General features: G+C 71.9%; 20 protein-coding genes and 1 pseudogene. 15 read left to right on the forward strand and 6 right to left on the reverse strand.

Going from position 1 to position 24,752, the window contains the following annotated elements; translation table 11 throughout:
* Nucleotides 1–51 precede the first annotated feature (51 nt).
* From ABZT17_RS35135 to ABZT17_RS35150, 4 genes are all read left to right on the forward strand, one after another.
* Nucleotides 52–1,023 carry a glycoside hydrolase family 25 protein gene (locus tag ABZT17_RS35135; protein ID WP_356355114.1) on the forward strand — a complete coding sequence of 324 codons (972 nt, stop codon included), beginning with the start codon at nt 52–54 and terminating at the stop codon, nt 1,021–1,023.
* Nucleotides 1,024–1,252: 229 nt separating this feature from the next.
* Nucleotides 1,253–2,353 (forward strand): ribosome small subunit-dependent GTPase A, encoded by a 1,101-nt coding sequence (gene rsgA / locus ABZT17_RS35140; RefSeq protein WP_356355115.1) that lies wholly within the window; start codon nt 1,253–1,255, stop codon nt 2,351–2,353.
* A 123-nt stretch (nt 2,354–2,476) separates the two neighbouring features.
* A complete protein-coding gene (locus tag ABZT17_RS35145; RefSeq protein ID WP_356355117.1) occupies nt 2,477–3,877 on the forward strand; it encodes an AlkA N-terminal domain-containing protein in 1,401 nt (466 codons plus the stop codon).
* Between the two features lie 18 nt (nt 3,878–3,895).
* Nucleotides 3,896–4,393: a methylated-DNA--[protein]-cysteine S-methyltransferase gene (locus ABZT17_RS35150; protein WP_356355119.1), complete on the forward strand. Its 498-nt coding sequence runs from the start codon at nt 3,896–3,898 to the stop codon at nt 4,391–4,393.
* Here ABZT17_RS35150 and ABZT17_RS35155 read toward each other — a convergent pair.
* Both ABZT17_RS35155 and ABZT17_RS35160 read right to left on the reverse strand, forming a co-directional pair.
* Entirely contained in the window at nt 4,390–4,758 is a 369-nt protein-coding gene (locus ABZT17_RS35155) for a PPOX class F420-dependent oxidoreductase (RefSeq protein ID WP_356355121.1), read from the reverse strand. The genes ABZT17_RS35150 and ABZT17_RS35155 overlap by 4 nt on opposite strands.
* Nucleotides 4,759–4,836: 78 nt before the next feature.
* Complete coding sequence (locus ABZT17_RS35160; protein ID WP_356355123.1) at nt 4,837–5,319, reverse strand: DUF456 domain-containing protein; 483 nt, start codon at nt 5,317–5,319, stop codon at nt 4,837–4,839.
* A gap of 430 nt (nt 5,320–5,749) precedes the next feature.
* Between ABZT17_RS35160 and ABZT17_RS35165 the strand changes: the two genes are divergently transcribed.
* Entirely contained in the window at nt 5,750–7,237 is a 1,488-nt protein-coding gene (locus ABZT17_RS35165; protein ID WP_356355125.1) for a protein phosphatase 2C domain-containing protein, read from the forward strand.
* 65 nt (nt 7,238–7,302) lie between these two features.
* Nucleotides 7,303–9,045: a pyruvate dehydrogenase gene (locus ABZT17_RS35170; RefSeq protein WP_356355126.1), complete on the forward strand. Its 1,743-nt coding sequence runs from the start codon at nt 7,303–7,305 to the stop codon at nt 9,043–9,045.
* On the opposite strand, the gene ABZT17_RS35175 is transcribed toward ABZT17_RS35170, so the two are convergent.
* Nucleotides 9,042–10,520 (reverse strand): helix-turn-helix domain-containing protein, encoded by a 1,479-nt coding sequence (locus ABZT17_RS35175; RefSeq protein ID WP_356355128.1) that lies wholly within the window; start codon nt 10,518–10,520, stop codon nt 9,042–9,044. The two genes, ABZT17_RS35170 and ABZT17_RS35175, sit on opposite strands and share 4 nt — an antisense overlap.
* Before the next feature lie 175 nt (nt 10,521–10,695).
* Here ABZT17_RS35175 and ABZT17_RS35180 point away from each other — a divergent pair, with 175 nt between their 5' ends.
* The 7 genes and pseudogenes from ABZT17_RS35180 to ABZT17_RS35210 all read left to right on the forward strand — a co-directional run bounded on the left by ABZT17_RS35180 (nt 10,696) and on the right by ABZT17_RS35210 (nt 18,738).
* Nucleotides 10,696–11,316 (forward strand): hypothetical protein, encoded by a 621-nt coding sequence (locus tag ABZT17_RS35180; protein ID WP_356355130.1) that lies wholly within the window; start codon nt 10,696–10,698, stop codon nt 11,314–11,316.
* Nucleotides 11,317–11,416: 100 nt separating this feature from the next.
* On the forward strand, nt 11,417–11,878 hold the full coding sequence (locus ABZT17_RS35185; RefSeq protein WP_356355132.1) for a hypothetical protein: 462 nt from the start codon (nt 11,417–11,419) through the stop codon (nt 11,876–11,878).
* Between the two features lie 913 nt (nt 11,879–12,791).
* Nucleotides 12,792–13,250: an ATP-binding protein gene (locus ABZT17_RS35190; RefSeq protein ID WP_356355134.1), complete on the forward strand. Its 459-nt coding sequence runs from the start codon at nt 12,792–12,794 to the stop codon at nt 13,248–13,250.
* A gap of 46 nt (nt 13,251–13,296) precedes the next feature.
* Nucleotides 13,297–15,519: pseudogene (locus ABZT17_RS35195) on the forward strand (glycosyl hydrolase family 65 protein); the annotation flags it as partial.
* 111 nt (nt 15,520–15,630) lie between these two features.
* The gene (locus ABZT17_RS35200; protein WP_356355136.1) at nt 15,631–16,566 is read left to right on the forward strand and encodes a lysylphosphatidylglycerol synthase domain-containing protein; all 936 of its coding nucleotides are present in this window, start codon (nt 15,631–15,633) and stop codon (nt 16,564–16,566) included.
* A gap of 73 nt (nt 16,567–16,639) precedes the next feature.
* The gene (prcB, locus tag ABZT17_RS35205) at nt 16,640–17,494 is read left to right on the forward strand and encodes a proteasome subunit beta (RefSeq protein WP_356355137.1); all 855 of its coding nucleotides are present in this window, start codon (nt 16,640–16,642) and stop codon (nt 17,492–17,494) included.
* Nucleotides 17,495–17,661: 167 nt separating this feature from the next.
* The gene (locus ABZT17_RS35210; protein WP_356355149.1) at nt 17,662–18,738 is read left to right on the forward strand and encodes a HoxN/HupN/NixA family nickel/cobalt transporter; all 1,077 of its coding nucleotides are present in this window, start codon (nt 17,662–17,664) and stop codon (nt 18,736–18,738) included.
* Nucleotides 18,739–18,750: 12 nt separating this feature from the next.
* On the opposite strand, the gene ABZT17_RS35215 is transcribed toward ABZT17_RS35210, so the two are convergent.
* Nucleotides 18,751–19,710, reverse strand: a complete 960-nt coding sequence (locus ABZT17_RS35215; protein WP_356355139.1) for a hypothetical protein — start codon at nt 19,708–19,710, stop codon at nt 18,751–18,753.
* 11 nt (nt 19,711–19,721) lie between these two features.
* Nucleotides 19,722–21,194: an APC family permease gene (locus ABZT17_RS35220; protein WP_356355141.1), complete on the reverse strand. Its 1,473-nt coding sequence runs from the start codon at nt 21,192–21,194 to the stop codon at nt 19,722–19,724.
* A gap of 337 nt (nt 21,195–21,531) precedes the next feature.
* Here ABZT17_RS35220 and ABZT17_RS35225 point away from each other — a divergent pair, with 337 nt between their 5' ends.
* The gene (locus ABZT17_RS35225) at nt 21,532–22,005 is read left to right on the forward strand and encodes a DUF5709 domain-containing protein (protein WP_356355143.1); all 474 of its coding nucleotides are present in this window, start codon (nt 21,532–21,534) and stop codon (nt 22,003–22,005) included.
* 22 nt (nt 22,006–22,027) lie between these two features.
* On the opposite strand, the gene sthA is transcribed toward ABZT17_RS35225, so the two are convergent.
* Nucleotides 22,028–23,431 carry a Si-specific NAD(P)(+) transhydrogenase gene (sthA, locus tag ABZT17_RS35230; RefSeq protein ID WP_356355145.1) on the reverse strand — a complete coding sequence of 468 codons (1,404 nt, stop codon included), beginning with the start codon at nt 23,429–23,431 and terminating at the stop codon, nt 22,028–22,030.
* A gap of 175 nt (nt 23,432–23,606) precedes the next feature.
* Here sthA and ABZT17_RS35235 point away from each other — a divergent pair, with 175 nt between their 5' ends.
* Nucleotides 23,607–24,746, forward strand: coding sequence for a sulfite oxidase (locus ABZT17_RS35235; protein WP_356355147.1), 1,140 nt, complete (start codon nt 23,607–23,609; stop codon nt 24,744–24,746).
* The last annotated feature ends 6 nt before the right edge of the window (nt 24,747–24,752 follow it).

Here is a 24,752-nt window from a genome sequence, read left to right on the forward strand (position 1 = left end):
CACCGCACGACCATCCGAAACCGACCCGAGATCCGAAAGGGGGAAGGCCGTATGGCCACCTGCCGTGGTGTCGACGTCTCCGTCTACCAGGCGGCCCAGAACTGGGCCGCCCGCAAGGCCGAAGGAGTCGTCTTCGCCTTCGTCAAGGCGAGCGAGGGCGAGCACACCCACGACCCGCGCTTCGTCCAGCACATCACCTCCGTGCAGGGCGCCGGGCTCGTCCCCGGCGCCTACCACTTCGGCTGGCCCAACCAGAACGCCGCCACCGAGGCGGCCAACTATGTGGCGGCCGTGAAACCCCACGCGGGGCCCGGCTTCGTCCACTGGCTCGACCTGGAACGCCGGTCCGACGGAGCCAACTACGCGGGCATCGGCGCCGCCGGGATCAAGGCCTACGCCACCGCGTGGATCACCGCGGTCCAGGCCGCGTTCCCCGGCCAGCGCGTCGGCGTGTACACCTCGGGCAGCGACCTGGCCGCCGGACACGCCCCGGCCGGCGTACCGCTGTGGTACCCGGCCTATCCCTGGACCGGTGCCGCCACCTACGCCCAGGCCGAGGCGCACCCGCGGCCCGCCCCGTCCGGCCGCTCGCCGCTGTTCTGGCAGTTCACCTCGAAACCGCTCGACCGATCCATCTGCTACCTGAGCGAGTCCGCGCTGCGCGCGTGGGCCGCCGGAACGGAGAACGACATGCCGCTCACCGCCGACGAGATCGCCAAGATCGCCACCGCTTCCGCGAAGGCGGTGCTGACCATGGACGGGGTGATCGCCGCCCCCGCCGACGCCCCTGACGCGAAGACCAACCAGTACTGGGCGCTGCAGTCCTACATCAAGGACACCAACGCCCGGCTGCGGGCGGTCCAGACGACCGAGGCGGCGCAGAGCGCCGTCATCACCCAACTCGCCGCCGCCATCGCGAAGTTCGACCAGAACATCGACCCGGCCGCGCTGGTCGCGTCCATCACCGCGGCCATCGAGGAGGCGGTGAGCAAGGTGGTCGTCCACCTCGACACCACGGGCTGACCGCTTCCGCGCAAAAAGGGTTGGCATCCCGGCGGGCCCGTCCCGTAGGCTCCGCGCAAGCCGTTGGGCGATCGTGTGTCGTGGCAGGAACAGGAGGTGAGGACCGTGATGGCCGTTGTTGCGCTGGGCGCTGCCCAGATCCAGGAGCTCATCCATCCCACCCCTGTGGTCTCCGGCTGACCTCGACCTCACCTTCTTTCGCCGGGGCCACCCTTGTGAAGGGTCACCCTTGACTTCCAGTCACGCTTCCTCCGTCTTCTCCGCGCTCGCCCCCTACGGCTGGGACGACGCATGGGCGGACGAGTTCGCCCCGTACGACACCGAAGGACTGCTGCCCGGACGTGTGATCCGGGTCGACCGCGGCCAGTGCGACGTGGTCACCGCCGGCGGTGTGCTGCGGGCCGACACCGCGTTCGTCACCCCGCACGACCCGCTGCGGGTCGTGTGCACCGGCGACTGGGTCGCCGTCGAACCCGGCGGCACCCCCCGTTATGTACGGACGTGTCTGCCGCGCCGCACCGCCTTCGTCCGCTCCACCTCCTCCAAGCGGTCAGAGGGGCAGATCCTCGCCGCCAACGTCGACCACGCGATCGTGGCCGTCTCCCTCGCCGCCGAACTCGACCTCGGGCGGATCGAACGGTTCCTGGCTCTCGCCTGGGAGTCGGGCGCCCAGCCGCTCGTCGTGCTGACCAAGGCAGACCTCGTCCCCGATCCGGTGACACGGGCACACCTCGTCCAGGATGTCGAACTGTCCGCCCCCGGGGTCACCGTCCTGCCCGTGAGCGCCCTGCACGGCGACGGGCTCGACCTTCTCGTCACAACCGTTTCCGGCGGTACGTCCGTACTGCTCGGCCAGTCCGGCGCGGGCAAGTCGACCCTCGCCAACGCGCTCGTCGGCGCCGACGTGATGGACGTACAGGCGACACGGGACGCCGACGGCAAGGGGCGGCACACCACGACCACCCGCAACCTGCTCGCCCTCCCGGGCGGGGGTGTGCTGATCGACACGCCCGGGCTGAGGGGGGTCGGACTCTGGGACGCCGAAACCGGTGTCGGACAGGTCTTCTCCGAGATCGAGGAGCTGGCCCGGCGGTGCCGGTTCCACGACTGCGCGCACGAGGCCGAGCCGGGGTGCGCGGTGCTGGCCGCGATCGAATCCGGGGCGCTGGCCGAGCGGCGGCTGGACAGTTACCGGAAACTCGTCCGGGAGAACCAGCGGATCGTGGCCAAGACCGACGCCCGCCTGAGGGCCGAGCTCCGCAAGGACTGGAAGCGAAGGGGGGCGGAGGGCAAGGCGGCGATGGAGGCGAAGCGGGGGCGCCGGCGCTGACAGCGGTCCAGGACCAGGTCCGGGTCCGGGGGCCGGTACCGGCGCCGGTAACCGGTAACCGGTACGGCTGTCGTGTCCGTTTTCCGCCAGCGGCGCTCCCGCCGAGGGCGGAGACTGGGACCCATGACGGACGACGACACCCGCTACGAAGCCGTACGCAGCCGCGACGCCCGTTTCGACGGCGAGTTCTTCTTCGCCGTCGAGACAACCGGTATCTACTGCCGCCCCAGCTGCCCGGCCGTGACCCCGAAGCGCCGTAACGTGCGTTTCTTCGCCACGGCCGCGGCGGCGCAGGGCTCGGGCTTCCGGGCCTGCCGCCGGTGCCGCCCGGACGCCGTGCCGGGGTCGGCCGAGTGGAACGTCCGCGCCGATGTCGTGGGCCGGGCCATGCGCCTCATCGGGGACGGCGTCGTCGACCGGGACGGCGTGGCCGGGCTCGCGACCCGGCTCGGATACAGCGCCCGGCAGGTGCAGCGGCAGCTGACCGGGGAGCTCGGCGCGGGCCCCGTCGCCCTGGCCAGGGCGCAGCGGGCGCACACCGCACGCGTGCTGGTGCAGACGACGGACCTGCCGATCACCGAGATCGCGTTCGCGTCCGGATTCGCCAGTGTCCGCCAGTTCAACGACACCGTCCGCGAGGTGTACGCCTCCACGCCGAGCGAACTGCGCGCGGCGGCGCCGGGCGGGGGACGGGCGGGCCGACGGCCGGCCACTCCGGCGACCGGCATCCCGCTGCGGCTCGCCTTCCGGGGCTCCTACCAGTCCACCGCCGTCTTCGACCTGCTCGCGGGCGAGGCGGTGGCCGGCGTGGAGGAGGTGAGCGGGGAGCCCGGCCGGCGGACGTACCGCCGGACCCTCCGCCTCCCGCACGGCACCGGGATCGTCGCCGTCGACGAGCGGGCGGGGGCCGTCAGGTCCGCCTCCGGATCGCATCCCGGCGGCTGGCTGGACGCCCGTCTGCGGCTGACCGACCCCCGCGACCTGACCACCGCCGTGGGGCGGCTGCGGCGCCTCTTCGACCTCGACGCCGACCCCTACGCCGTCGACGAGCGCCTCGGCGCCGACCCGCGGCTCGCCCCGCTCGTCGCCGCCCGGCCCGGCCTGCGGTCGCCCGGCGCCGCCGACGCGGAGGAGGCGGCCGTACGGGCGCTGGTGGGACCGTACGAGAGCGAGCGGCTGGTGCGGCGGTACGGCAAGGCGCTGGACTCGCCCTCCGGCAGCCTCACCCACCTCTTCCCCGAACCCGCCGTCCTCGCCGAGGCCGAACCCGGCGGCCCCCTCGGCGCGCTCACCGCCGCCCTCGCCGACGGCGCCGTACGCCTCGACCCCGGCGCCGACCGCGACGAGGCGCAGACCGCGCTGGCCTCACTGCCCGGCATCGACGCCGCCACGGTCGCCGTCATCCGCGCCCGCGCCCTCGGCGACCCCGACGCGGCCCCGCCCGACCCCGACATCCCCGACGCATGGCGCCCCTGGCGCTCCTACGCCCTGCAACACCTGCGCGCAGCAGGAGAGTTGGACTGAACCGTGATGCCCTCCGCGATGACCACCACCCTCTGGACCCGCGTCGACAGCCCCGTCGGACCGCTGCTCCTCACCGCCGGCCCGACCGGCGCGCTCACCTCCCTGTCCGTGCCGGGCCAGAAGAACGGCCGTGACGTGGAGGCGGGTTGGCGCCACGACCGCGGCCCCTTCCGGACCGCCGAGGAACAGCTGGCCGCCTACTTCGCCGGTGAACTCAAGGAATTCCAACTGGAGTTGAGCACCGCGGGCAGTGAGTTCCGGGAACGGGTGTGGACCGCGCTCGACTCCGTTCCCTACGGCGCCACCACCACGTACGGGGAGATCGCCGCGCGTATCGGCGTGTCCCGGGCGGCGGTCCGGGCCGTGGGCGGCGCGATCGGCGCCAACCCGCTGCTGATCCTGCGGCCGTGCCACCGGGTCATCGGCGCGAACGGCTCACTCACCGGCTACGCGGGCGGTCTGGAACGCAAGACGCGGCTGCTGACCCTCGAAGGCGTCCTCCAGCCCCTGAGCTAATCCTCCAGCCCCCAGCTGTGGATCCGGCGCGGATGGACCCGGATCACCTCCTCGCTGAAGTGCGGGCCCAACTCGTGCGGGCCCGTGAGGAGTTCTGCCTCGCCCCGGATGTCGACACCGCGCACCTTCCAGGGGCGCAGGCTGACGATGTCGTCGACGACCAGGGACACCTTCGGGTTCTTCTGCAGGTTGCGCCACTTCTTCGTACGGCCCATGGCGAGGCCGCCGATCAGGATGGTGCCGTCCTCCTGCGGGAAGAACCCGACGGGGTTCGCCTGCGGCTGGCCCTGGGGGTCGACGGTGGCCAACCGCCCCAGCCGCTGCGACTTCAGATACGCGCGTTCGGCCTCGCTGAATTCGGTCATGGCAGCAGCGAAGCACGCCCGGACGCGGCGCACATCGGATCCTCGGCCTAGGCCGGTGGGCCTACACCTCGGGCGCGGTCAGCCCCAGAGCACCGCGCCCAGCCACGCCCCCGCGATCAGCAGACAGGTGAACAGCTCCGCCAGCACACTGGAGCCACCCGAGCGCATCGCGGTGCGTACGGCCGCCACCGCCTCGGCGTGCCGGCCCACGCGACGGCGTTCGCAGAGGTAGACACCGGCCAGGAAACCGGGGATCGCGCCCAGCACGGGAAGCAGCAGGAAACCGGTCAACGCGCCGACACCGGCGTAGACCCCCGTCCGAGGGGTGGCCCCGCTCGCCCGCAGCCGGCGGGGCGGCAGCGCCCAGCGGACCACCTGGGACAGGAACAGCGCCACCGTGGCACCCACCAGGACCCACCAGGCGACCGGCCGCGGATCCTTCAGCGCCCACCACAGAACCGCGGCCCACACGAGCCACGATCCCGGCACCCCGGGCACGAGCACTCCGCACAGGCCGAGCAGAAGGACCAGGCCGACCAGCAGGAGCTCCCACACTCCCATGTGCCCAGGGTGCCGGAGTGCGCGGGAAACCGCAGGTCAACCCAGGTCGCTCCGGTCACTCCCGGACCACCGGGCCCAGCGTCGCCCGACGGCAGGCCGACATTGATCCGGCCCTTCCGGCCCTTCCGGCCCGTACGACCGCTGTCCGCCGACGACTCGGGGGCGGCTCACAGCTGATCTCCAGGGAACCGGGCCACACTCGGAGCCGGTTCGACCGGATCAGGACGTGATCCGGCCATCCGGAACGTGACCGGGCCCGGGTCACTCCTTCGTCGCCGGGCGGCTCTCCCGTGGGGGGTGGGGCCGTCCGGCGACTTTTTCCGCACCACTGTTCGAGTAGTCACTCGACACGCCCTTCGACACGGCGTGCCGTGCCGGATTTTCCCCATGCCCCGTTTTCATCCGGCCCGTGCGGTGGACAATTAGGGGCATGAGCCAGCAGGGGGGAAGGTCCACCGGCCACGAGGACGACTGGTGGACACAGTTGTACGGCGACTCCGCCGAGGACACGGGCCCCGCTCCGGCGGCGGACACCCTGGAGGACCGCTTCGCCTCGGCGGCCGGGGCGGTGAAGGGCGGCGGGTCGGCCGAGGGGCCGGGGGTGCCGCCGCAGCGCCCCAGGACGACAGAGACACGGACCACCGACGAGCACACCCCCGGACAGCCACCCCCACGGCCCCAGCCCTCGGCGCCGGCCCCGCTCACCCCCGCCACACCGGCCCCCCAAGCCGGACCGTCACCCACCGACCTCCGATCCACCGACCTCCGCCCCACGGCCCCTCCACCCACCGATCTCCCGCCCACCGATCTCCCGCCTCCCGCCTCACCGCCCACCGATCTCCCGCCCGCCGACTTCCGGCCTCCCGCCTCACCGCCCACCGACCTCCCACCCGTCGGCCCCCCGCAGGCATCCCATCCAGCCACTCACCTGGACCTTCCCGCGCTTCCCCCGCCCCACCTCGACTACGTGGGGTCCGGGCCGCCCACCTACGCCGCCGAGCCCACCGCCCTCCCGCCGGCCGATCCCGACGACCTGGACGACCTCGTCGCCGACACCGTGCTGGACGGTGCCCGCTACGGCGCCTGCACGCTGCGGGCCGTCTCCGTGCGGGGCGACTCCGCGCGCTACCGGGGCGAACCCCGCCGTGACTCGCTCCTCACCGCCCGCTTCGGCACCGCCGACAACGCGCTGATCCTCGTCGCGATGGCCACCGGCGCCCGTGCCACCCCCGGTGCCCATCGCGCCGCCGCCGAGGCGTGCCACTGGATCGGCCGGGCCGTCGGCCGCAGTCATGCCCGGCTCGCCGAGGACATCAGGGCGGCCAGGCGCGGTGACCTCAAGTCGGGCCTGCACCGCCTCACCGACCGCAGCCTCGGCAAACTCCGCGCCAGTGCCGCCGAACAGGGCATCGACCCGGAGGAGTACTCGGCCACCCTGCGCTGCCTGCTCCTGCCGGCCGACCCGCAGTGCCGTACCCGTGTCTTCTTCGGCGTCGGCGCCGGCGGCCTGTTCCGCCTCCGCGACGGCGACTGGCAGGACATCGAACCCCGCGTCACCGACGTCACCGGCGACCCGGTCCTCGGCTTCGGCTCCCTGCCCGCCGAGACCCCCGAGGGCGACCGCCTCACCATGGACCTCGGCATCCCCACCCCCCCGAGCCCCTACGAGCCCGCCCCCGAACCACCCCGCGAACCCTTCCGCTTCCGTGCCTCCGTAGCCCGCCCGGGTGACACGCTCCTGATGTGCACCGGCGGTCTCGCGGAACCGCTGCGCGGGGAACCCGACCTCTGCCGCTATCTCACCGGCCGGTGGTCGAGTCCCGTCCCGCCGGGCCTGGCGGCCTTCCTCGCCGACACCCAGGTCAGGGTCAAGGGATATGCCGACGACCGTACGGCTGCGGCCGTTTGGGAGGCGTGAGAGCGCGGGCCGTGCATGGATGGACCCCGAGGGATCCTTGGAGACCGAAGGGGCATGAGAGCACCATGGCCAAGCAGAATGTCGCCGAACAGTTCACAGACATCGTCGTCCGCGCCGGAGTGAAACGCCTCTACGGCGTCGTCGGCGACAGTCTCAACCCCGTGGTGGACGCCGTCCGCCGCAACCCCGGCATCGACTGGGTCCATGTCCGCCACGAGGAGACCGCCGCCTTCGCCGCCGGCGCGGAGGCCCAGATCACCGGCAGGCTGACGGCCTGCGCCGGTTCCTGCGGCCCCGGCAACCTCCACCTCATCAACGGCCTCTACGACGCCCACCGCTCGATGGCTCCCGTCCTCGCGCTGGCCTCGCACATCCCGTCCAGCGAGATCGGCCTGGGCTACTTCCAGGAGACCCACCCCGACCAGCTGTTCCGCGAGTGCAGCCACTACAGCGAGCTGATCTCCAGCCCGAAGCAGATGCCCCGCCTCCTGCAGACCGCCATCCAGCACGCGGTGGGGCGCTCGGGCGTCGCCGTCGTCTCCCTGCCCGGCGACATCGCCGACCAGCCCGCCCCAGAGAAGGCCGCCGAGACCGCCCTCGTCACCTCCCGGCCCACGGTCCGTCCGGGCGACGCGGAGATCGACAAACTGGTCGAACTGATCGACAGCGCCGAGCGGGTAACCCTTTTCTGCGGCAGCGGCACCGCCGGGGCACACGCGGAGGTCATGAAGTTCGCGGAGAAGATCAAGTCCCCGGTGGGTCACGCCCTGCGCGGGAAGGAGTTCATCCAGTACGACAACCCGTACGACGTCGGGATGAGCGGTCTCCTCGGCTACGGCGCCGCCTACGAGGCCACCCACGAGTGCGACCTGCTGATCCTGCTGGGCACCGACTTCCCCTACAACGCGTTCCTGCCCGACGACGTGACGATCGCTCAGGTCGACGTCAGGCCCGAGCACCTGGGACGGCGCTCCAAGCTGGACCTGGCGGTCTGGGGCGACGTACGGGAGACCCTGCGCTGTCTGATCCCGCGGGTGCGGGAGAAGACCAACCGCCGTTTCCTCGACCGGATGCTGAAGAAACACGCGGACGCGCTGGAAGGGGTGGTGAAGGCGTACACGCGGAAGGTGGAGAAACACGTTCCCATCCATCCCGAGTACGTGGCCTCCGTCCTCGACGAACTCGCCGACGACGACGCGGTGTTCACCGTCGACACCGGAATGTGCAACGTCTGGGCCGCCCGTTACCTCACGCCCAACGGCCGCCGCCGGGTCATCGGCTCCTTCTCGCACGGCTCGATGGCGAACGCGCTGCCCATGGCGATCGGCGCCCAGTTCACCGACCGCGGGCGCCAGGTCGTCTCGATGTCGGGCGACGGCGGATTCTCCATGCTGATGGGCGACTTCCTGACGCTCGTGCAGTACGACCTCCCCGTCAAGGTCGTCCTCTTCAACAACTCCTCGCTGGGGATGGTCGAGTTGGAGATGCTGGTCGCCGGACTGCCCTCGTACGGCACCACGAACAAGAACCCCGACTTCGCCGCCGTGGCCCGCGCCTGCGGTGCGCACGGTGTGCGCGTCGAGAAGCCCAAGGACCTCCCCGGCGCGTTGAAGGACGCCTTCCGGCACAAGGGCCCGGCCCTCGTCGACGTGGTCACCGACCCCAACGCCCTGTCCATCCCGCCGAAGATCAGCGCCGAGATGGTCACCGGGTTCGCCCTGTCGGCCTCGAAGATCGTGCTGGACGGGGGCGTCGGCCGGATGCTCCAGATGGCCCGCTCGAACCTGCGGAACGTGCCGCGGCCCTAGCTGTCGTACGGCACCCACGCGCGCTCGCCCGAGCTGTCGGTGCCGTACCAGAGGCGGGGCAGGCCCTTGATGCCGGTCGTCCGGAAGGGGCGGCCGTGGTCGTCGATGCGGACCGTGCCGGTGCGGCCCTGGGAGGACCAGTCGAGTTCGAGGTACCAGCTGCAGTCGTAGGTCTCCGTGGTCGCGGTGACCAGCAGCACCTCGGGGTCGGTGGCGGAGACGCGGTAGGGGAACTGCACCGCCGGAATGGTCTGGCCGGTGTCGTTGCCGGCGACCGGGTGGGCGATGGGGCGGTCGATGTCGAGGTTCACGTCGAAGCCACGGGGGGTGAGTCCGCCGCCGCAGCCCTGGTCCATCGCATACGCGGTCCCGGGGGCCGGGGAGGTGCGGCCGGTGATCCTGACGCGGAGCGCCTCCAGGACGACGGCCGTGGACGACCGGCCCTGCACGGAGATCCGGACCATGGTCTGCCGCCCGTGCACCGCGCCCTGCGTCGCCGCCCAGGCCCCGGCGTCCTGCACGACGGGAGGCGGGGGGACCTGGGCGGGTGGCTTGTCGATGACGTAGTCATGGCCGCAGCCGCCCTGCCAGATCTGGGAGTTCGCGCTCCAGGCGAGGGGGGTGCCGGTGCCGGTGGACTGCTTCCCGCCTCCGGTGAAACCGCTGCTCGGGGGCGGCGACGCCACGGATTTTCTCCCGGCGTCGGGTGACGAGGAGCCCCGAGGGGCCGTGGGGGAAGCGCTCCCCGACGGTTTGGCCGACGGACGGGGCGAACCGGAGGCGGTTGCCCGCCGGACGTCGGGGCGGCCGGCGTCCGCCGCCGAGGAGCGGTCGTTCGACAGCGCGGACAGACTGCCCAGCGTGGCGAGCAAAGCGCACGCCACGGCAGTCGACACCAGGACCCGTCGGCGGCGGTACCAGGGCCGGGGAGCCGGGGAGGGGAAGGGCGCGCCCGGCCGAGGATCGTCCGCCGGTTCCTGTTCCAGCTCCGTTTTCTGTTCCGTTTCCCGTGCCGGCCGCTGTGCCGCCTCCGTCTCCTGCGCCCGCCCCCGCGCTGTTTCCTGCGCTGTTTCCTGGGTCGGCCCCGCTGGCGTTTCCGCCGATGAGTCCGTTTCCGGAACCGCTTCCTCCGATGAACCCCCCGTCCCCGCCTCCGCGTTCGCCCCCGCCCGTACCTGCTGCCGGGCCGCCACCGCCAGCAGCCACAGCCGGTGCAGTTCCAGTCGCTCCGGCGCCGTCGCCCCGCAGAACGCCGCCAACCGCTCCACCGGCGCGTACTCCTGTGGAACCGCTTCCCCCGCGCAGTACCGGTGGAGCGTGGAGGTGTTCATGGTGAGGCGCCGGGCCAGTGAGCCATAGCTCCGGTCCGTACGGTCCTTCAGACGGCGCAGTAACGCCGCGAACTCCTCGACCTCGTCCCCGCCCGACACAGTTCCCCCGTCGCTCTGTCGATTTCCGTATCCCAGGCACTCCATGTACCTGCACGTCAGACGGGCTGGGATGGTTCCACCGTCGCCGAAGGGGCGTCCGGCGTTGCGGCGGGCGGGCGTGAGCGCCGATGCTCTTGGTGTCGCACCGACCAGGGCCGGACCGACCAACCGGCGTCGCGGCGACAGCCCACACCCATGCACTCACTCACGGGGGACACCCATGCCCAAGCGCACCCGAGCAGGCGCGCTCACCGCACTCGCCGTCACGGCCCTGGCCCTCGGCACGGCGCTCGCCGCACCGGCCGGTGCCACCGCCAGGGCACCCGGCTTCCTCGCGGCCGGCGACCTGCCGCCGCACCCGACCTCCACCTGGACCGCCGGCAAGGTCACCGACGGCGTACCGGAGGAAGTGGAGCAGGACACCTGCCTCGGGATGGCGCTCGGCGGCGGCCAGAACACCTGGTACCGCGACTTCCACACCGACCTGGACACCCGAGCCCGTCAGGTCAGCGTCGAGTCGTCGAGCATCACCGCGGCGAAGGGGCGTTTCGGGCGGATCGCGCAGGACATCGCGTCATGCGCGGACCGGATCGAGGAGGCCGACCCCGAGATCCTGGCCACGCTCCGGGACTACGGCACTCTGCGCGTCGAGGAGGGCGCCCATGTCTACGGGCTGCACACCGCCACCTCCTGGGGCGCCTCCGACATCCGCCTGCTGTCCGTCGGCCGGGACGGCAGGACCGTGACCGTCGTCGACTGGGGGCAGCTGGGCGACTTCAAGGACGCCCCGGTGAAGGCCTTCAAGAAGACCACCACCAAGGCCGTCACCAAGCTCCACTGACCGCACCACCCGAGCAGCACCGGGGCCGCCCTCCCGCACGGGGGTCGGGCGGGCGGCCCCACGACCGACCGGAAAACGTTCCAGAAACGGGGAAACACTCATGAACAGCAAGACCCGCACCGCCCTCACCGCCGGTGTCCTCGCCGTCGCCCTCGGCCTCGGCGCCACCGCCCAGGCCGCCTCCGCCGGCGCGCCGAAGAGCGTCGGCGGCAGGTCGTCGGACAACATCACCCGTGTCGCCGACTTCTACGGCGCCTACATCGACGCGGTGACCGACGAGGACAGCGGCAACCTCGGGACCGCGCTGCGCGCCCACTACCTGACGGACGCCTTCCAGAAGGAGCTGAAGTCCTGGGAGGAGCGGGAGCACGCCGACGGCGTCCTGCGCGCCCAGAACGTCCCGCTCGCCTGGAAGGTCACCGACAACGGCACCGCGCACCACACCGAGTTCGTCGTCACCCTCACCTGGAGCAGCAGCACCAGCACCCGGCTCGTCGTCGACGTGACCCGCGACAGCCACAAGATCTACCGCATCGCGGAGAAGCCCGCCGCGAAGAAGTGACCCGCGCTCCGCAGGCCTCGGCGACAGCGTGAGGACCTTCGACGGCCGCAGCTCGAAAGCCAAGTCGCTTTCGAGCTGCGGCCGTTCGGGCGAGCGGGACCCGGCGGTCTCCGCGTCTGCGAGCAGCGGCGTATTCCGGCCAGTTTCACGGGCGGTCCAGGGGCGGTTCGTTCATCCGCCGAGACAGCACCTCGACGTCCAGGACCAACTGCCACACGGGTTCGACGGGTACGGCCGGGTCGGCAGGGCGGGATCGGTGGACGGGGGGATCCCCGGTGGTCGGAACGTCAACGGGCGCGTAGGCGTGACACCGTGCGGCACGACCGGGTCGCCGACCGCCCCCGAAGGGGACGCCCGAGGCGTCGTGGAGCAGCCGTTCGGTCCGGGGACCGGGCCCGTCGCGACCGTATCCCGGCGTGGGCGGCGGCCTCCGGGTGGTGGCCCCGCCCACTCCTCCAGGACCCGTGAGGACGCGTCCCTGCCGCCGGAACCGACTCGTCGACCAGGGCGTTTTCCGTGCTTCGCCGGTGGGGGAGGGGGCAAGGGCGGTCCGTGGCGTCCGGTCCGGGGGAACCGGCTCGCCCGGCTCAGGCCATCGGACCGGACCAGCGGCACGCACACCGCGTACCGCGCGGGCCGTAGAAACTGGTTCATGGCCCGTTCCCAGCGCGTTTCCACCAGCGGTCGGTCGTCGTGCGCGGCGGCCGACCGCCGCGCGTACGGCCGTGCCCGGGGTGCCGCTCTCCGGCCGGAACGACGGCGTCCGTGGCCGAACACCTGGTCGTTGACGATTCGACATGACTGGCGCGTGTGCCATGGGGCATGGATCCCGTGAACGTGTTCGACAAGGAGGGGAACCGACATCGGCACGCGGGCGGGGGTCATGAAGAGGCAGGCACGAGGGGGCGGTCCCATGGCGATCGGGGCCTCCTCGGCTCAGACGGCGAGGACAGTGGAGGACAAGGCCGACGGCGGCACCGAGAGGCAGCCGTCCCAGCTCCGGCAGAGACTCGGACGGGCGGACCTGAAAGCGGTTCCGGAGGCGCGCAGGGCGCTGCGCGAGTTGTTACGGCACTGGGGGAGGCCCGGGGGCTCCGAGATAGCGGAGCTGCTGACCAGTGAACTCGTCACCAACGCACTCATCCACACCGACCACGACGCGGTGCTCACCGCCACCGTGGGACCACATGGACTCCGTGTGGAGGTAAGGGACTTCGTGGCCCGAAGGCCGAGACTGCGGGTACCGATCGCCGACGACGGTACGCACGGCAGAGGCCTCGTCCTGGTGCAGTCCCTCGCGGACGCGTGGGGCGTACGGGCCCACGGGGTGGGGAAGGCGGTGTGGTTCGAACTGGACGCCGAAACAGCCTGAAAGGCTTTTCGGAATCGTTCCACCGGTCCGGTGAACCGGAAGGGGGCGCGGCAACCTCGACGAGGGCGAGCCGCACGGGCTGCCCGGCTCCTACCTCGGCGGTGTGTACGAGACACACCCGCTGCCGTACGCGGAGGCCGGGTACGGCTATCCGGAGTCCGGCCGGACCGTCATCAACGTCACCAACGGCAAGGTCCTCAGGCTCCTCGTCGACGACGAGCCCTTCGATCTGCGCTACGGCCGTCTGGTCTCCCACGAGAGGGTCCTCGACCTGCGGCGGGGCGTACTGGAACGCACCTGCGAATGGACCTCGCCCGCCGGCACCACCGTCCGGGTCCGCTCCACCCGCATGGTCTCGCTCACCCAGCGGGCCGTGGCCGCGGTCGCCTACGAGGTGGAGGCCGTCGGCAGCCGTTCCCGGGTGGTGATCCAGTCGGAGCTGGTCGCCAACGAGAGCCTGCCCGGCCCGAACGGCGACCCGCGCGCCTCCCAGGTCCTCAAATCGCCGCTGGAGGCCGAGGAGGACGTCGCCACCGGCCACCGGCTGCGTCTGGTGCACCGCACCAAGCGCAGCGGGCTGCGGGTGGCGGTGGCCGCCGACCACCAGGTCAGCGGCCCGGAACGGACCACGACGGCCAGCGAGAGCAATGTGGACGTGGCCCGGCTGACGGTCACCTCGGTGCTGGAGCCCGGCGAACGCCTGCGCGTGGAGAAGCTCGTCGCCCACGGCTGGTCCGCCGTCCGCTCCCGGCCCGCGATGAGCGACCAGGTCGAGGCGGCCCTGGCGGCGGCCGGACACAGCGGCTGGGAGGGCCTGCTGGAGGACCAGCGGACCTACCTCGACGACTTCTGGGCGCGCGCGGACGTCGAGGTCGAGGGCGACGAGGAGATCCAGCAAGCGGTCCGCTTCGCCCTCTTCCATGTGCTGCAGGCCGGGGCGCGCGCCGAACAGCGCGCCATCCCCGCCAAGGGGCTGACCGGCTCCGGCTACGACGGTCACGCCTTCTGGGACACCGAGACCTTCGTGCTGCCCCTGCTCACCTACACCGCGCCCGACTCGGTCGCCGAGGCGCTGCGCTGGCGGCACAGCACCCTGGACGCGGCCCGGGAGCGCGCGGCCCAGCTCGGCCTGAGGGGCGCCGCGTTCCCCTGGCGCACCATCGAGGGCTCGGAGGGGTCGGCGTACTGGCCGGCCGGCACCGCGGCCTTCCATGTGAACGCGGCCGTCGCCGACGCCGTGGTGCGGTACACGGCGGCGACCGGGGACGAACGCTTCGAGCGTGAGTCCGGTGTCGAACTGCTGGTGGAGACGGCCCGGCTGTGGCGCTCGCTCGGCCACCACGACCACCGGGGCGTCTTCCACATCGACGGCGTCACCGGCCCGGACGAGTACAGCGCCATCGCCGACGACAACACGTACACCAACCTCATGGCCCGCGGGAACCTGCTGGCCGCCGCCGACGCCTGCGAACGCCATCCGGACCGCGCGGAGCACCTCGGGGTCGACGACGAGGAGAGCGCGGCCTGGCGGGACGCGGCCGAGGCGATGCACATCCCGTACAACCCCGAACTGCGCGTGCACGAGCAGCACGCCGGGTTCACCCGCTACCAGCGCTGGGACTTCGCCGCGACCGGGCCGGACCGGTACCCGCTGATGCTGCACTACCCGTACTTCGACCTCTACCGCAAGCAGGTCGTCAAACAGGCCGACCTGGTGCTCGCCATGTACACGTGCGGCAGCTGGTTCGACGAGGAGCACATCGCGCGCAACTTCGCCTACTACGAACCCCTGACGGTCCGGGACTCCTCGCTGTCGGCGTGTGTCCAGGCCGTCATCGCCGCGCAGGCGGGCCATCTGCGGCTCGCCTACGACTACACGGCCGAGGCCGCCCTCATGGACCTGGCGGACCTGGAGCACAACACCCGCGACGGACTGCACATCGCGTCCCTGGCCGGCACCTGGACCGCCCTGGTCGCCGGGTTCGGCGGACTGCGCCGGGACGGCGACTCCCTGCGCTTCGCACCGCGGCTTCCGGAGCGGCTCAGCCGACTGGCCTTCAACGTCCAGCTCCTCGGCCGCCGCCTGCGGGTGGAGATCGGCCCGGACAAGGCCTCGTACACCCTGCTGTCCGGGCCGCCCCTGACCATCCGCCACCACGGGACGCCGCTGGCGGTGAACGCGGACGCTCCCGTCGTGCGTCCCGTGCCGCAGTCGCCGGCGCCCCCCGCTCCGGAACAGCCGCCGCACCGCAGGCCCACCACCCGCTGAGCACGCGGGGCGTCAGACTCCTGGAGGTACCGCGCAGGGCACCGCCGCCCGTCCCGGGTTAATTTGAGCCTGTTCACGACGGTTTCGCCACGGCGTCGAAGGGCGGCCCGTATGACGTCCGAGCCGGTCGCCCTCGCGCCGAGCCGCCGCCGGGCCTGGCTGCAGGGCGCCCTGTCGTTCGCCGTCCTGCTCGGGGCCGGGTATCTGGCCCGGCGGCACTGGGCCGTGCTGCACACCGGTGTTCTGCGGCTCGCCGTCGCCGACCAGGGCTGGCTCCTGATCGCGGCCGGGTCCGCCGCGGCGACCTGGGTGGGTGCGGCGCTCTCCCAGCAGGGTGCCGTGCTGCGACGGCTGCCCCGGGGGCGGCTGCTGGCCGCCCAGTTCGCCGCCACCGCCGCGGGGCACCTGCTGCCCGCGGGTGTCGGCGCGGGCGCGGTCAACCTGCGCTTCCTGACGCGCTGCGGGCTGCCCGCCGGCCGCGCCGTCGCCGCCCTCGCGGTGAAGGCCGCGGCCGGGGTCGTGGTGCGCGGCGCGCTGATCGCCGTACTCGCCTCGCTCTGTCCCGGTGTGCTGAGGGTGCCGCGGGTGTCCGTGGGAGGTGTGGCCGGCGTGGTCGCCGTCGCCCTGGTCCTGGCGGGCGTCCCGGTGTGGCGCCGGTGCCGCCCGGCTCTGGCCGTCGTGGCGGCCGACATCAGGGTTCTGCACGGCCGGCCGGCGCGGGCGGCGGCGCTGTGGGGCGGCTCCTTCGCCTTCGTCGCGCTCCACGCCCTGGTGCTCGTCGCCGTCACCCGCGCCGTCTCGCTGCCGCTCGCCCCGGCCAGGGTGGCCCTTCTCTATCTCGCCGCGAGTGGTGCCGCGGCCCTGCTGCCCACGCCGGGTGGCCTCGGCTCCCTCGACGCGGCCCTCGCCTTCGCGCTCACCACCGCGGGGGCGCCCGGGGCGGCGGCCGCCTCCGTCGTGCTCGGGTACCGGCTGCTGACGGTCTGGCTGCCGCTGCTGCCGGGCCTGGTGGTGCTGGGAGTGCTCGTCCGGCGGGGCGCGTTGTGAGCGACCGCGGCGTTTCCCGGCGCGCCGCTTCAGGTAGGAGTCCGTTGTCGGCACGACGAGGAGGGGGAGTGTCATGGCGGAGAGTGAGACGGCGGGACAGCTGGGGGAGGAGTTCTTCACCCCCGGGACCTCGTCCTTCACGGAGTTCCTGGCCGCGCACCGCCCCGGACTGCTGCCCACCCGCCCTCCGTTCCCCGACGGCGTCCGGGCGGCGCCCGACCGCTTCCCGCACGGCACCACCGTGCTCGCCCTCACCTATCGCGACGGCGTGATGATCGCCGGCGACCGCCGGGCCACCATGGGCAACCTCATCGCCCAGCGCGACCTGGAGAAGGTGCACCCCGCGGACGACTACACCGCCGTGGCCTTCGCCGGCTCGGTCGGACTGGCCCTGGACATGGTGAAGCTGTACCAGGTGGAGCTGACCCACTTCGAGAAGATCGAGGGCATCCCCATGACCCTCGGCGCGAAGGCCAATCGGCTCGCCGGCATGATCCGGCAGAACCTCGGCCAGGCCATGCAGGGCCTCGCGGTCGTCCCGCTCCTCGTCGGCTACGACCCCGCGGCCCCCGAAGGGCGGGGCGGCCGCATCTTCGGTTTCGACGTCGCCGGCGGCCTCTACGAGAAGTCCGGCTTCCATGCCGACGGCTCCGGATCGCCGTATGCCCGAGGCGCCCTGAAGAAGCTCTTCCGCACCGGCATGGACCGGCGGGAGGCGGCTCTGGCCGCCCTCCAGGCGCTGTGGGACGCGGCCGACGACGACTCCGCGACCGGCGGGCCGGACATCGGCCGGCGGATCTTCCCGCTGGTGTCGGTCATCACCGAGGGGGGCTTCGAGCGGCTGACCGAGGACGAGATCGAGCAGCTCAGCCGGGAGATGGTGGAGCAGCGCCGCAGCCGCCCGGACGGGCCGCGGGCGACCCCCTGAGCGGGGAGCGGCCGACCGCTCCTTTACCCTTTCATGACGGAGAGCGGTCACGGCCTTTACTGCACATCATTTGCAAGTACGAGAGCATGGCGTCTGTGACGGCCATCGAAGACATCGCTCCGCCCGCTCCCGCCACCGGCTCCACCTGGCACCGCGTCCGCACCTCCATGACGCGCGAGGAGTGGGCCAGAGTCGGCGGGATGGCCGCGTTCGTCATCGCCCTGCACGTCATCGGATGGTTCACGCTCGTCGGGATCGTCGCGCCCGAGCACTACAGCATCGGTGAGAAGTCCTTCGGCATCGGCATCGGCGTGACCGCCTACACGCTGGGCATGCGGCACGCCTTCGACGCCGACCACATCGCGGCCATCGACAACACCACCCGCAAGCTGATGGGCGAGGGCAAGCGGCCCCTGTCGGTGGGGTTCTGGTTCTCGCTCGGGCACTCCAGCGTCGTCTTCGTGCTGGCGCTGCTGCTCTCCTTCGGGGTGAAGGCGGTCGCCGGGCCCGTCCGCGACGACAACTCCCGGCTGCACGACGTCACCGGCCTGATCGGCACCACCGTCTCCGGGACCTTCCTGTACGTCATCGCCGCGATCAACCTCGTCATCCTGGCCGGGATCTGGAAGGTCTTCCGGCAGATGCGCCACGGCCACTTCGACGAGGCGGCCCTGGAGGAGCAGCTCAACAACCGCGGCTTCATGAACCGGCTCCTGGGCCGCGTCATGAAGTCGATCACCAAGTCCTGGCAGATGTACCCGCTCGGCCTCCTCTTCGGCCTCGGCTTCGACACCGCCACCGAGATCGCGCTGCTCGTGCTGGCCGGCTCGGGCGCGGCCTCCGGGCTGCCCTGGTACGCGATCCTCTGCCTGCCCGTCCTGTTCGCCGCCGGCATGTCGCTGCTCGACACCATCGACGGCTCGTTCATGAACTTCGCCTACGGCTGGGCCTTCTCCAAGCCGGTCCGCAAGGTCTACTACAACCTCACCATCACGGGCCTCTCGGTCGCCGTCGCCCTGCTCATCGGCACCGTCGAACTCCTCGGTCTGCTCGCCGAGAAGCTCGACCTGCACGGCTTCTTCTGGGACTGGGTGGCCGGACTCGACCTGAACATCGTCGGGTTCGTGATCGTCGGCCTGTTCTTCGCCACCTGGGTGGTGGCCCTGCTGGTGTGGAAGTTCGGCCGGATCGAGGAGAAGTGGACGGCGGGCCTGGCCCGGCCGGCCGAACAGCCCGCCGAGTAGGCCCGCACGCGCTCAGGCGCGCACCTTCAGCTCCCTGCGCCACTTGGTGAACTGCTGCTCCGGATCTCCCGTGTACGACCAGGGCGTCCGGGTGGCCCGGGGACCCAGCATCCGCAGCAGGGCGGCGGCGACCTCCTTGTCGCCCGAGAGACAGGCGGCGTGCGTCAGATAGTTCACGTCACGCAGTTCACCCGGCGCGACGGTGCCGTCGGTGCGGCCCACGATCCAGCGCTGCCAGGTACGGCGTACGTCGCTGCGGGCGCCGTCGTTGCTCCAGTGCTGCCCCAGGCCCACGGAGGTCCGCCCGCCCTGACCGGCGTCGACGGCGTGGCGGTACTCCTCCACGCGCGCGTACTGCACCAGCACCGGCAGCCCGCAGCCCGGGGGCGCGACTCCGGCGGCGTCGCGGGCGAAGTCGTACATCAGTCCGTGGCTGCCGTGCCAGCGCGCCGAGTAGTAGTGCAGGACCTGCAGATGGCCCTCCACGCTGTACGGGTCGCGCTGGTGCAGCTCGTCCCACCAGCGCGCCAGTTCCTGCCGCCGCACCCCCTGCGGATACAGCCGTGCCACGGAGATCAGCGAGATCCACGGCGTCGGGTCGTCCAGGTAGGCCCCCGCCGCCTGCAGACACGCCGTCACCGCGGTGTCGACGCGGTGCTGGTCGATCGGCGTGCCCCGGCCGGCCGCGATCGCCACGTTGAACGCGCGGGCCGTCTCGGTCGCCGCCCGCAGCACCATCGCGTCGGCGCTGGTGGGCTCGGCGGCCAGCCAGGTCTCCGCGGTGGAACTGCCCGCACACGCCTGGGCGAGCAGCCGGATCCGGTGACCGCGCGCCAGCCAGTCGGGACCGGTGGTCCGCAGCAGGTCCCTGAGGCCCTGCCAGCGGCCGATGACGATGTCCTGCGAGGCGTCGGTGAGGCCGGCGTCCCCGCAGTCGGGATCGAAGTCGGGAGCGAAACGGTCTCGCGCCATCGGGGCCGTCCTCAGAAGTCGGTGGGGAGACCCTCGTAGGCACGGGAGTTCGTGGCCGTCAGATCGTCGGGGACGTACTCTGCCTCCACCGTGCGGCTGGCGTCCAGTTTGGCCGGCCGGTAGTAGTCACTGCCCTGCCGCCAGTACCAGAACATCGGCACGAGCCCGACGGCCAGTCCGCCGATGCCGATGGAGATCGCGGCGGTGGAGAGCTCGCTGAGCGACTCCACGAAGATCCAGAACATGAACAGGGCGCCGAACAGCGGCCACAGGCCGCCGAAGAGGAAGTTGGCCGGCGACTTCAGCAGCATCTTGCGGTACGCGACGACCGCCGCGAGGCCCGCGAGACCGTAGTAGACGGCGATCTGCAGCCCGATCGCCGCGATCGCGTCGGTGAGGATGTCGCCCACCGAACCCAGCGCGTTGGAGGCGATGAACATCGCCAGCGCCACTCCGCCGACCACGGCGATCGCCACATACGGTGTGTTCCAGGTGCGGTGCGCCCGGCCCAGGGCGGAGGGCATCGTACGGTCGCGGCCCATCGCGAACAGGGAGCGCGTGACCTGGATGAGGGTGGTCTCCAGCGTGGCGACGGTCGACAGCATCACCGCCACGATCAGCAGTTTGCCGCCCAGGCCCGGCCAGATCTCGTCGCCCAGCACGCCCAGCACGTTGGCCGCGTTGTCGTCGACCTGCTTCGAGGTCAGGACGACGTTCACGGCGATGGTGAAGACCTCGAAGAGCAGGAAGACGATGCCCACCCCGATCAGGCCGGCGAGTCCGGTCGTACGACGGCTGTTGCGGGTCTCCTCGCTCAGGTTGCTGGTGACGTCCCAGCCCCAGTAGTAGAAGGCGGCGATCAGCGCGCCCGAGGCGAAGCCGCCCATCCCGTCGAAGTGCGAGAAGCCGAGCCAGGACCATTCGAAGGTCCGGGCGTTGCCGGTGTGGAAGAAGGCGAGCACCGCGAACAGGGCGAGGACGGCGAGTTCGATTCCGGACATGACGAGCTGGGCGCGGACGGTCAGCCGGGCGCCCCCCAGCACCACGAGCAGCATGACCACGAACCAGGCCGCGCCGACCACCGTCGACAGCGCCGTGTTGTCGGCGAGGTGCTTGTCGAACAGGGCGAGTGTCATCGAGCCGGCCGGCAGGGAGCCCGCGACCATGAAGATGGTCGCCGAGATCACCAGCGCCCAGCCGCTGATGAAGCCGAGGAACGGATGGAGCGTACGGCCCACCCAGGAGTAGCTGGCGCCCGCGTTCACGTCGATACGGCTGAGGTAGCTGAAGGCGAGGGCGATGCCCAGCATGGGTATCGCGCAGTACAGAAGAGCGGCCGGGCTGGCGAGCCCGACCGCGCCGAGGAGGACCGCCGTGGTGACGCCGATGGAGTAGGCGGGGGCGCTGCCCGCGACGGCCATCACCACCGTGTCGAACGTACCGAGGGCGTTGGCCTGTAGCCCTCTTCCCCTGTTGATGCTCATGGTTGCGCTGCTTTCCTTTGGTGCACGACGTCAGTCCGGCCCGGCTCCGACGGCGTTGGGGGAGTGGGGGGTGGTGAACCCGCCCCGGACCGGCGGGGGTTCACCTCGCGGCAGGGATGGGGGAAGGCGTGGAGGATCGCGCTCGGCCGGTGCGTCGCCGGGCGGTCACAGCGTGTGTGCGAGTGATGATAGCCCCACTCCTTGACCTTTCAAGATTGACCAGGGGGTAACCTCCTGAGCCGCCCGTGACACCCGGGGTTGGACCGCGCGAGGCGGGAAACGCGGATCGGGACACCGTAGGGAGAACGAACCCGCCGCAGGGCGCCAGGAGGAATCCATGGGCACCGACCCGATGGCCGACGACGTCTACCAGCCCACCGGGAGCAACGAGGAACAGGAGGACGCGGCGCCGCTGGATCTGCAGGACGCCGTCGACGAGCGCGACTACGACGACACCCTGGACGAGGGCTACTCGCCGCCCGAGAAGCCGCTCGGCGTGACGAAGCACGGCGTCACCGCCGCGGAACAGCACGACGGCGAGAGCCTCGACGAACGCCTCGCCGAGGAGGTCCCCGACGTGAGCGTGCCCCTGGGGGACGAGGTCGGCGACCTGCCCGGGGCCGAGGGCGAACCCGTCGACCCCGAGGCCGGCAAGGAGCGCGCCGGACGCCTGGTCGCCCCGGACGAGGGCGCCCACGTCGACACCAACAAGGAGGAGATCGCCTCGGACGTGGGCATCGACGGCGGGGCGGCCGGCGCCGAGGAGGCCGCCGTCCACGTCGTCGAGGACAGGGAACTGCCCGACCTGTGAACGGGCGCGGGGCCGGCCGGTGTCAGTCGCCGATGTGGTCGATCTGCCGGAGCTTGTTGGTGGCGTCGAGCGCGGCGACCTTGTACGACTCCGCGAGGGTCGGATAGTTGAACACCGCGTCGACCAGATAGTCGACGGTGCCGCCGCAGCCCATCACGGACTGGCCGATGTGGATCAGCTCGGTGGCACCGGTGCCGAAGCAGTGCACGCCGAGCAGCTTGCGGTCCTCGGGGGAGACCAGCAGCTTGAGCATGCCGTGCGAGTCGCCGATGATCTGGCCGCGGGCCAGTTCGCGGTAGCGGGAGATGCCGACCTCGAACGGCACGCGTTCCTCGGTGAGCTGGTCCTCGGTCCGGCCGACGAAGCTGATCTCCGGGATGGTGTAGATGCCGATGGGCTGGAGGTCGTCCATGTGGCCGACCGGCTCCCCGCAGGCGTGGTAGGCCGCGGCCCGACCCTGCTCCATCGAGGTGGCCGCGAGCGCGGGGAAGCCGATGACGTCACCGACCGCGTAGATGTGCCCGACCTCGGTGCGGTAGTGCTCGTCGACCGTGATCCGGCCGCGCCGGTCCGCGGTCAACCCGGCCTTGTCCAGGTCGAGTTCGTCGGTCAGGCCCTGTCGGCCCGCCGAGTACATCACCGCGTCGGCGGGGATCTTCTTCCCGCTCTCCAGGATGGTGAGCGTGCCCCGCGGATGCCGCTCGACCGCGGCGACGGTCTCCCCGAACCGGAAGGTCACGGCGAGGTCCCGCAGGTGGTACTTGAGCGACTCGATGACCTCGACGTCGCACATGTCGAGCATCCCCGCGCGCTTCTCGACGACGGTCACCTTGCTGCCGAGCGCGGCGAACATGGAGGCGTACTCCATGCCGATCACCCCGGCGCCGACGATGACCATGGAGCGCGGGACGCGTTCGAGGTCGAGGACGTTGTCGGAGTCCATGATCGTACGGTCGTCGAACTCGACGCTGTCCGGCCGGGCGGGCCGGGTGCCGGTCGCGATGATGATGTTCTCCGCGCTGATCAGGCGTTCATGGCCGGTCACCTCGCGCAGGGCGACGGTGTGCGGGTCGACGAACCGGCCGGTGCCGGCGAAGAGGGAGACGTGGTTGCGGGAGAGCTGGCTGCGGATGACGTCGACCTCACGGCTGACCACGTGCTGGGTGCGCGCGGTCAGGTCGGCGACGGTGATGTCCTCCTTGAGCCGGTAGCTCTGCCCGTACAGATCGCGCTGGGTGAGACCGGTCAGGTACAGCACCGCCTCGCGCAGTGTCTTGGACGGGATGGTCCCGGTGTGGATGGAGACCCCGCCGACCATGTCGGGGCGGTCGACGACGGCGACCCGGCGGCCGAGCTTGGCCGCGGCGATGGCGGCCTTCTGGCCGCCCGGGCCGGATCCGATGACAAGCATGTCGAAGTCGGGCACCCTCCGGAGTCTGTCAGCCCGAAGCCCCTCTTCGAAAGGGTGAACGGGCAACGACCGGCTCGAACTCCCCGTGATCATGCGCTGGTTGACTCCCGTTCGGGTCCCGTCGGACCGGAACGCGCCCCGTTTTGCACGGACCCGGCCGCATTCCGTCACAAAGGGCGATAATGCCGCCATGGGCCATCGACTCGCCGACACGAGCACACCCGCCCGGCTGGCCGCCCCCGACGAGGGCATCGGCCACGACGAACTGGCGCTGGCCACCCGCAACCACGGCCTCCCCCTGGAGGCCCTGCGCTACGACGTGACCCCACCGGGCCTGCACTACGTACTCACCCACTACGACATCCCGTACGTCCCCGAGGACACACCCTGGCCGTTGACGGTCGCGGGCCGGGTGCGCCGTCCGCTGCGGCTGGACCCGGCCGGACTGCGCGCTTTCCCCGCGGTCACCACGCGCGTGACGCTGGAGTGCGCGGGCAACGGACGGGCGCTGCTCACCCCCCGCCCGGTCAGCCAGCCCTGGCTCGTCGAGGCGGTCGGCACCGCCGAGTGGACGGGCGTTCCGCTGCGGCTGCTGCTCGCCGAGGCGGGCGTGGAGGCCGACGCCGTGGACGTGGTCTTCACGGGCGCCGACCACGGGGTCGAGCGCGGGGTGGAGCAGGACTACCAGCGGGCCCTGCCGGTCGACGTGGCCACCGGCACCGAGCCGGAGGTGCTCGTCGCCTACGCGATGAACGGCGCGCCGCTGCCGCCGCAGCACGGGTGGCCGCTGCGGCTGGTCGTGCCGGGCTGGTACGGCATGGCCCATGTGAAGTGGCTGCGTGAAGTCACCGTCGTCGACGCCCCGTTCACCGGATTCCAGCAGACCGTGGCCTACCGGCTGCGGCAGGAGTCCGGCGAGGAGGGTGAGCCGCTCACCCGGATCGTGCCCCGCGCCCTGCTCGTCCCGCCCGGCTTCCCGGACTTCATGTCCCGGGCCAGGGTGGTGCGGCCGGGTACGGTCGCGTTGGAGGGGCGTGCCTGGTCGGGGCGGGCGCCGGTGACCCGGGTCGAGGTCAGCACGGACGCCGGGCGCGGCTGGCACGAGGCGGCTCTCGAGCCGGACGACGGGCGGCGATGGGCGTGGCGCCGGTGGCACTACCCGTGGACGGCGGCCCCGGGCGAGCACGAGCTCATGGCGCGGGCCACCGACGAGCAGGGCCACACCCAGCCGCTGCGCCAGCCCTGGAACCGCGGCGGCTTCGCCAACAACCTCGTCCAGCGGGTGCCGGTGCTGTGCCTGGAGCACGACGGCCCCGGCGCCGCGGACTGACGCGGC

It is taken from the genome of Streptomyces sp. NPDC005648, assembly GCF_040605395.1.
Taxonomy (GTDB): Bacteria; Actinomycetota; Actinomycetes; order Streptomycetales; family Streptomycetaceae; genus Streptomyces.

Bases quoted from the DNA above. Each gene is read 5' to 3' on its own strand.
- ABZT17_RS35135 (WP_356355114.1), top strand. From the start codon at position 52: ATGGCCACCTGCCGTGGTGTCGACGTCTCCGTCTACCAGGCGGCCCAG.
- ABZT17_RS35145 (WP_356355117.1), top strand. From the start codon at position 2,477: ATGACGGACGACGACACCCGCTACGAAGCCGTACGCAGCCGCGACGCC.
- ABZT17_RS35150 (WP_356355119.1), top strand. From the start codon at position 3,896: ATGACCACCACCCTCTGGACCCGCGTCGACAGCCCCGTCGGACCGCTG.
- ABZT17_RS35155 (WP_356355121.1), bottom strand. From the start codon at position 4,758: ATGACCGAATTCAGCGAGGCCGAACGCGCGTATCTGAAGTCGCAGCGG.
- ABZT17_RS35160 (WP_356355123.1), bottom strand. From the start codon at position 5,319: ATGGGAGTGTGGGAGCTCCTGCTGGTCGGCCTGGTCCTTCTGCTCGGC.
- ABZT17_RS35165 (WP_356355125.1), top strand. From the start codon at position 5,750: ATGAGCCAGCAGGGGGGAAGGTCCACCGGCCACGAGGACGACTGGTGG.
- ABZT17_RS35170 (WP_356355126.1), top strand. From the start codon at position 7,303: ATGGCCAAGCAGAATGTCGCCGAACAGTTCACAGACATCGTCGTCCGC.
- ABZT17_RS35175 (WP_356355128.1), bottom strand. From the start codon at position 10,520: ATGGAGTGCCTGGGATACGGAAATCGACAGAGCGACGGGGGAACTGTG.
- ABZT17_RS35180 (WP_356355130.1), top strand. From the start codon at position 10,696: ATGCCCAAGCGCACCCGAGCAGGCGCGCTCACCGCACTCGCCGTCACG.
- ABZT17_RS35185 (WP_356355132.1), top strand. From the start codon at position 11,417: ATGAACAGCAAGACCCGCACCGCCCTCACCGCCGGTGTCCTCGCCGTC.
- ABZT17_RS35190 (WP_356355134.1), top strand. From the start codon at position 12,792: ATGGCGATCGGGGCCTCCTCGGCTCAGACGGCGAGGACAGTGGAGGAC.
- ABZT17_RS35200 (WP_356355136.1), top strand. From the start codon at position 15,631: ATGACGTCCGAGCCGGTCGCCCTCGCGCCGAGCCGCCGCCGGGCCTGG.
- prcB (WP_356355137.1), top strand. From the start codon at position 16,640: ATGGCGGAGAGTGAGACGGCGGGACAGCTGGGGGAGGAGTTCTTCACC.
- ABZT17_RS35210 (WP_356355149.1), top strand. From the start codon at position 17,662: ATGACGCGCGAGGAGTGGGCCAGAGTCGGCGGGATGGCCGCGTTCGTC.
- ABZT17_RS35215 (WP_356355139.1), bottom strand. From the start codon at position 19,710: ATGGCGCGAGACCGTTTCGCTCCCGACTTCGATCCCGACTGCGGGGAC.
- ABZT17_RS35220 (WP_356355141.1), bottom strand. From the start codon at position 21,194: ATGAGCATCAACAGGGGAAGAGGGCTACAGGCCAACGCCCTCGGTACG.
- ABZT17_RS35225 (WP_356355143.1), top strand. From the start codon at position 21,532: ATGGGCACCGACCCGATGGCCGACGACGTCTACCAGCCCACCGGGAGC.
- ABZT17_RS35235 (WP_356355147.1), top strand. From the start codon at position 23,607: ATGGGCCATCGACTCGCCGACACGAGCACACCCGCCCGGCTGGCCGCC.